This window comes from Candidatus Cryptobacteroides sp. (assembly GCF_056207615.1).
Window position 1 is genome coordinate 1 of the sequence record NZ_JBAEER010000113.1, and the last position, 6,463, is coordinate 6,463.

Annotated in this window: 6 protein-coding genes and 1 tRNA gene; all 7 read right to left on the reverse strand. The window is 51.3% G+C overall.

The annotated features are described in order from the left end of the window. On the reverse strand, positions 1-507 hold a 507-nt coding region (locus AC06ND_RS06805; RefSeq protein WP_475678241.1), incomplete at its 3' end, for a hypothetical protein. Positions 508-613: 106 nt separating this feature from the next. Then, a tRNA-Arg gene (locus AC06ND_RS06810) sits at positions 614-685 on the reverse strand. A gap of 18 nt (positions 686-703) precedes the next feature. Further along, positions 704-886, reverse strand: a complete 183-nt coding sequence (gene rpmF / locus AC06ND_RS06815) for a 50S ribosomal protein L32 (protein ID WP_475678242.1) — start codon at positions 884-886, stop codon at positions 704-706. Positions 887-906: 20 nt separating this feature from the next. Beyond that, positions 907-1,401, reverse strand: coding sequence for a YceD family protein (locus tag AC06ND_RS06820; RefSeq protein WP_475678243.1), 495 nt, complete (start codon positions 1,399-1,401; stop codon positions 907-909). A gap of 84 nt (positions 1,402-1,485) precedes the next feature. After that, complete coding sequence (typA, locus tag AC06ND_RS06825) at positions 1,486-3,288, reverse strand: translational GTPase TypA (RefSeq protein ID WP_475678244.1); 1,803 nt, start codon at positions 3,286-3,288, stop codon at positions 1,486-1,488. Between the two features lie 105 nt (positions 3,289-3,393). Then, positions 3,394-4,695: a hypothetical protein gene (locus AC06ND_RS06830; RefSeq protein ID WP_475678245.1), complete on the reverse strand. Its 1,302-nt coding sequence runs from the start codon at positions 4,693-4,695 to the stop codon at positions 3,394-3,396. A gap of 66 nt (positions 4,696-4,761) precedes the next feature. Further along, entirely contained in the window at positions 4,762-6,225 is a 1,464-nt protein-coding gene (locus AC06ND_RS06835) for an SLC13 family permease (protein WP_475678246.1), read from the reverse strand. Positions 6,226-6,463: the final 238 nt, after the last annotated feature.

A 6,463-nucleotide genomic window follows, 5' to 3' on the forward strand; every position in this document is an offset into this window, starting at 1 on the left:
GCTGGTAGAGACCAGAATCCTCGAATCAGCCCAGCATGAATAGAGGCCAAGAGTATCAGCCAGATCAAGCACGCGTGAAGCGTCATCACTCTTGTCAGCAGAACCTTTCGGGTCCTTGAGGACGAGCAACGGGAGAAGTTCTCCGACATAATGGAAAGAGACCACAGCAGAAGACCCCTTGAGCGACTGAATCTTCCTTTCAGATGAGAGGCTGGAGAGTTCTCCGAGAAACTTGCGGAAATCTGGCGTAGCAGCAGAAGCGACAGGCGCCCATGCAAGATTACCCTCCTCGCAATAGAGGTCAAGGGTAGACTGCAGGTTCTCCTGAAGCAACACGGCGATTGCGTCGGTAGGGACTGACGAGAGGAGTTCGTAGCCCTGCTGGTTCACGATTTCACTGCTGCCCTTCTTGCCCGTACCTGCATAGAGCAAGGCCACGAGTCCAGCAGCAACAGCTACGCAGACGAGTATCGCCGAAACGGCAAGTATGATCAATTTCCTATTCATAGAAACACCAATTCATGTAATTTACAAATATAACAAATAAACCCTGTAAATGGCGGGAGTGAAGCAAACAAAAAGAGCCTGAAACTTTACGTTTCAAGCTCTTTTGTAGTCCCTACAGGAATCGAACCTGTATCTAAGGTTTAGGAAACCTCCATTCTATCCGTTGAACTAAGGGACCGTAATCAGAGAATCCGGATTACTCAGCCTTCTTCTCGATAATCTGACGACCTCTGTAGTAGCCGCACTCAGGGCATACATGATGGAAGATCACAGTTGCACCGCAGTTTGAGCAAGTAGCGAGGGTAGGTGCTACGAGCGCATCGTGGGTTCTTCTCTTGTCACGTCTCTGCTTAGAGACTTTGTGTTTTGGATGTGCCATTGTTGTATCTTTTTAAAATATTATTCATCAAACAAGCCCTTAAGAGCAGCGAACGGGTTGGTCTCGGAAGGTTTCTCTGGAGTATCCTCCCTGCCTGGATCATCGGTTATATGCTTCATTGCCTCAGGATTGCACTGGCCATCCTCATGGCACTTGCGTATCGGCATGTCAAGCAAGGCATAGTCGTATATTGTCTGGGACAGGTCGAATTCAGATTCTCCCTCCGGAATCCAGACAAGCTCGCGGCCATCCTCTTCATCGACGTCTGCGCTGCCCTCTCCGAACCTGAGCTTCAGACACGCTGCGGTGTCTATAGGCATGACGACGTCCTCAAGACATCTGTCACATGGTACGGTAAGGCCGCCCTCGATGTCGACATCGATCACCACGCTGGCTCCGGTCTTCTGTGCCTTGACTTCGACACGGAGATCAGCTGAGCTCACCTCCTCGTTCTCAAACTCCTCAAAGAACTCTTTAGAGACGTCCCAACTTCTGGTCAGAACGCCTGATTTCAAATCATTTAGCGGTATCTTGTAACTTTCGCCCATTACACTGCATAGGGATTTGAGCCCGCAAAGTTAATCAATTATTCCAAAAAATCAATCAACATCACCACTTTTTCTCTTCCTTTCAAGCGGATCGAGAATAATCTTCCTGAGTCGCATAGACTTCGGAGTTACCTCGACAAGCTCGTCCTCCTGGATGTACTCGAGAGCCTCCTCGAGAGAGAAACGGATAGGAGGAGGAAGCATGACCTTGTCGTCACTTCCTGAAGCTCGCATGTTGGTGAGCTTCTTGGTCTTACAGATATTGATGTTGAGGTCACGCTCGCGGGTATGCTCACCCACTACCTGACCCTCATAGATGTCCTCACCCGGGTCGATGAAGAAGCGTCCGCGATCCTGGAGCTTGTCCATCGAATATGCCACTGAAAGGCCGGTTTCGAGAGATACGAGGGAGCCGTTGGTCCTGCTCTCGATGTCGCCCTTGTAAGGCTCATAGCCCTTGTAGCGGTGAGCAACTACCGCCTCGCCCGCAGTCGCGGTAAGGAGGTTGCTGCGGAGTCCGATGATACCACGTGAAGGTATGTCGAACTCGAGATGGGTACGGTCACCACGTGGTTCCATCTGTACGAGCGCACCCTTACGGCGGGTAGTGAGCTCGATTGCCTTGCCTACGTACTCTTCTGGTACGTCGATGGTGAGGTTCTCGATAGGCTCGCAACGCTCTCCGTTGATGGTCTTGTCGAGCACCTTAGGCTGTCCTACCTGAAGCTCGAAGCCCTCGCGACGCATGGTTTCGATGAGGACAGAAAGATGGAGGACACCACGGCCGAACACGACGAATGAATCGGCGTTGACGCCTGGCTTGACGCGAAGTGCGAGGTTCTTCTCGAGCTCCTTGTCAAGACGGTCCTTGAGGTGGCGTGAGGTCACGAACTTACCCTCCCTGCCGAAGAAAGGAGAGTTGTTGATGCAGAAGAGCATGCTCATGGTAGGCTCATCCACAGAGATTGGAGGCAGTGCCTCCGGATTCTCGAAATCAGCGACGGTGTCACCAATCTCGAAGCCCTCGAGACCGACGACTGCACAGATATCGCCGCACTGAACCTCCTCTACCTTGGCCTTTCCGAGACCAGTGAAGATCATGAGGTCCTTGATTCTCTGCTTCTCCTTGATGTCATACCTCTTGCAGAGCGTAATCTGCTGACCGGTGGTAAGGGTACCCCTGGTGAGGCGGCCGACTGCGATACGGCCCACGTATGGAGAATACTCGAGAGAAGAGATGAGAAGCTGAGGAGTTCCCTCCACTACCTCAGGTGCCGGAATCACGTCCACGATAGCATCGAGAAGCGCCGAAATGTCGGTGGTAGGGTTCTTCCAGTCGGGTGACATCCAGCCCTGCTTTGCACTGCCGTAGATGGTGACGAAGTCAAGCTGCTCTTCAGTTGCGCCGAGGCTGATCATAAGGTCGAAAACCTCCTCCTGAACCTCGTCAGGACGGCAGTTCTGCTTGTCCACCTTATTGATCACCACGATAGGCTTCTTGCCCATCGAGATAGCCTTTTCAAGCACGAAACGGGTCTGAGGCATACAGCCTTCGAAAGCGTCCACGAGGAGGAGTACGCCGTCCGCCATATTGAGGACGCGTTCTACCTCGCCGCCGAAGTCGCTATGGCCCGGAGTGTCGATGATGTTGATCTTGACACCCTTATAGTTTACTGATACGTTCTTAGCGAGAATTGTGATACCTCTTTCCCTTTCGAGGTCATTGTTGTCAAGGATGAGTTCTCCGAGCTTTTCCTGGTCTCTCACCAGCTTTGCCTGGTATATCATCCTGTCGACCAGAGTAGTCTTGCCGTGGTCGACATGCGCGATGATCGCGATGTTCCTTATATCCATTGTCTTTCTAGAAAAATCGGCGCAAAATTACTAAAATATCATAAAAAAACATAAAAAAAGCACCGACGAAAACGCCGGTGCCTTCCATATCTATCTGCTTGATTCTTAGAAGTTGAACCTTACCATAGCCTGGAGACGGTTGTTGGTCACCCAATGGAGATCCTCTGTTGCGAGGCCCTTCTTCCAATCGTTGCCCCACTTACCGTACTGGATAGAGGTGATCTCATACTCGAGACCGAGGGTGAACTTGCCAAGATTGTACATGAAGGTAGGAGTAAGTCTCCACATCTGGTTCATGTTCTTGAAGCTGTTCTTGCTGAAGTAGAGGTTGTCGATTGTCATGAGATCATCCTTGGTACCGAAGTTCTTCGCATAGCCGGCGAAGAGCACGCCCTGGAACTTGCTTCCGAGTGAGAGGCTCACCCAGGTAGAAGAGTTGCGGGTAGGAGTATAGCCATAAGAACCATCGGTGCTAACTGAAGACACGCCGTATCCGCCGTTGAGGCTGAGGTGTGAGCCATCCTGAGCGAAGGTAGTCTTTACCTTAGCTGAGAAAGGAACCTTACCGATGTTGGTCTTAACCTGCGCGTAGATGAAAGGATTCACGGTAGTGATGCGATCCTTCACCTTGACTGACTGAAGCTCCGCGTTGACACCCCTGTTCCTAGGCTTGATGCTGAGGACATCGAGACCGGCCCTTCCGAGGAATGGACCAGCGGTCACATTGAGGCCGAGGTAGAACTCAGGAACGCAAGAGTACTTGATGTAGTTTGCAGAAGCGCCGTCAGGACCTGCAGAAGGATACTGCTGCTGCCAGATAGCTGCCGCGGTGAGGCCGAAGGTCTTACCGAAGTTCGCGTCGAGCTGAGCCACTGGGGTACGGCTGAATGGACCGAATGGAGCACCTGTGTTGAGAGAGAATACGTCTGGCATGTCGGCAGCCATAGGATGCCAAGCCTGTCCGATCTTAAGGGTCTCGGTAGCATTCTCCTGCTCCCATCCGAGAGTCACATAAGCCTGACGGAGACGGAACTGCGCGGTACCGGTGACACCGGTGAGACCAGCATAGAAATCTGCCTCGATCCTTGCACCGATCTTGGTGTTCTCGATCTGATAGCCGTTCACATCTACCCAAAGGCGTGAGGTAAGAGAAAGGAAGCGGAACTGTGGCTGAGCGTTGAAGTCAACACCGTCAACGATATTCTCATCCTTAGGAACCCAATAGAAGAGGTCGCCTGTACCGGCTACGCTCTCACGGGTATCAAAAGCGAAATAGTTCCTGATGAAGCCATGGATTGCGATGTGGCTCTCAAGGTTCTCCTTAAGTTCCTTCTTGTTCGCAGCCTCGGCAGTCGCCGCTGAAGCGAACATTGCAGCGGCGAGGGTTAAGCAAAGTACTTTTTTCATGTGCATATAAAAAAATTCAGCAGGGTATGGCATAATAGCCACGCCCTGCTTTATGATAAGATTCGATTAGGCTGCGAATGGGAAGATCTTGGTAAGCCAGAAGAAGGCGAACACGAGACCGATCACACCGATAACGGCACCCACCTTAAGCATATCCTTGGTATTGATAAGACCGGTAGAGAATGCAATTGCGTTTGGAGGGGTAGAAATAGGCATGAGCATCGCGAGAGATGCGCAGGTTGCTACGAAGCAAACCATAGCCTTGGTGCCACCGAAGCTTGCAAATGCAGGATTGCTGCCGAGACCCTGTGAAACGTAGAGAAGGATAGGGATAAGGAGAGCTGCAGTTGCGGAGTTGCTGATGAAGTTTGAAAGGAGGTAGCAAACGAGGCCTGCGACTACGAATACGAGAACGATTGACATCTCACCGAATGGGATAGCGTTCACGAGAGTTGCGCCGAGACCGGTACCGCCCTTGCTGATGTCAAGCATTGCATAACCGAGTGCGAAACCTCCGGCAACGAGCCAGAGAACGCTCCAGTCGATCTGCTTGATATCTTCCTTGTCGAAGGTTCCGGTGCAGACAAAGACTGCGAGAGGAATGAGAGCTACGACGTTAGAGCTGATCTTGGTAAGGCTCTCAGTAGCCCAGAGAAGGATGGTCACTGCGAAGGTAGCCCATACGAGATAAGTCCTCCAGGTGGTTGGCTTGTCATTGTCAGGAATCTTGACCTCAAGCTTCTTGGTTGAGAATGGGAACATAACCTGAAGTACTACCCATGCGACGAGGATCATGATCACTACGAATGGAATCATGTGGATTGCCCACTCACCGAATGAGATGCCCATACCGACGGTCTCGAGGTTTGACACTGCAGTTCCGTTAGGAGGGGTACCGATGGTGGTACCGATACCGCCGATGTTTGCTGATACAGGGATAGAGAGCGCAAGTGCGATCTTACCCTTGTCACCCTCAGGGAAGGTAGCAAGCACTGGAGCGAGGAACGCGAGCATCATGGCTGCGGTAGCAGTGTTGCTCATGAACATCGAGAAGATTGCGATCACTGAGAGGAAGCCGAGAAGAACCATCTTAGGGTTGGTTCCGAATGGCTTGAGGAGTGCCTTTGCGAGAGTCACGTCAAGACCATATTTCTGCGCCATGATAGCGAGGGCAAATCCGCCGAGGAAGAGCATGACTACAGGATCCGCAAAAGCAGACATGAGCTTGGTGTATGCCATAGTTCCCTCGAGAGGTGCACCGCTTGCATCTACCATGAGGAAGCCGAGTCCCTTGTTGGAAAGCGTGAGAAGTGAAAGGACAATCACTGCGACTGATGTGGTCCAGCTAGGAATGATCTCGAAGATCCACATGAGTGCGGCGAAAACGAAGAGCGCGATGGTGCGCTGCTGAAGGACGGTAAGTCCATCAATGCCGAAGAAGCTTGTAGGCACTGCCATGATGAAGATCGTGACGAAGAGCACGATTGGCAGGAGCACACAGAGCTTAACGTTGAACTTTGAAGTTGCCATGATTTATTATAAATAAATGATTTTCAGTTTGCGGGCACAAATTTAGGCAAATATTTAATAATTGAAATTTTTTAATAAAGAATATTGAACAAGAAAGAAGGCGACTAATAAGTGGTTATTGGTCGCTTTCTTCGTAGAAGGATGCGACTCCACGGCGAGGCTGCTCGCCCCTCCGGAGTCGAAAGAGTCGGAGATTTTGCCAGATAGCAAAGTCTCCGACTTCTTTAGACCCCGCCTC

What these genes read in the sequence shown, in the direction of transcription:
- rpmF (WP_475678242.1), bottom strand. Translation starts at nt 886, where the DNA reads ATGGCACATCCAAAACACAAAGTCTCTAAGCAGAGACGTGACAAGAGA.
- typA (WP_475678244.1), bottom strand. Translation starts at nt 3,288, where the DNA reads ATGGATATAAGGAACATCGCGATCATCGCGCATGTCGACCACGGCAAG.
- AC06ND_RS06830 (WP_475678245.1), bottom strand. Translation starts at nt 4,695, where the DNA reads ATGAAAAAAGTACTTTGCTTAACCCTCGCCGCTGCAATGTTCGCTTCA.
- AC06ND_RS06835 (WP_475678246.1), bottom strand. Translation starts at nt 6,225, where the DNA reads ATGGCAACTTCAAAGTTCAACGTTAAGCTCTGTGTGCTCCTGCCAATC.